At 57.8% G+C, this 443-nt stretch carries 1 protein-coding gene and 1 rRNA gene; both read left to right on the top strand.

Translation table 11 applies throughout. From position 1 onward, the window contains the following. A partial coding sequence (locus tag B0D78_RS13300; protein WP_205948333.1) for a hypothetical protein occupies nucleotides 1-294 on the top strand: 294 nt, incomplete at its 5' end. Beyond that, nucleotides 289-443 (top strand): 23S ribosomal RNA (locus tag B0D78_RS12155); the annotation flags it as partial. The genes B0D78_RS13300 and B0D78_RS12155, both read left to right, overlap by 6 nt.

The following is a 443-nucleotide window of genomic DNA, read 5'->3' as shown; positions in this document are numbered from 1 at the left end:
CGAACGAGAACTCAAGCTGAACGAAACAAGCTGCACGTTTGCACGACAGAAATACCAAAACATCTTCCCCCGCTTCACGCCGCTCCTCTTCCCCTCTTCGAGTCAAGGAACCCAACCGGGCGTTTTTATGCCTGGATTAAGAAAGCGCCGAGCGCCAAACGCAAAACGCCAAAGAACGAGCGCCGAAAGAGCGCGCGGCATCCAGCGTTGGAGAAAGATCCTCGGGAAACCGGATCCCCCTCCCGCGCGCCCAGCCATTTGACAACCGAACAGGACGAAACTGAAACAGGTTAAGGTAGAAAGGGCATACGACGGATGCCTAGGCACTTACAGCCGACGAAAGACGCAGCAAGCGGCGAAACGCCGCGGGGAGCCGCAAGCAGGCCTTGATCCGCGGATATCTGAATGGGGCAACCCCACGGGTGCAGACCCGTGACTCCGTA

The organism is Pyramidobacter sp. C12-8 (genome assembly GCF_002007215.1).
Classification (GTDB): Bacteria; Synergistota; Synergistia; order Synergistales; family Dethiosulfovibrionaceae; genus Pyramidobacter.
The sequence above is the reverse complement of the archived record's forward strand: the minus strand, read 5'-3'. Positions and strand labels throughout refer to the sequence as shown.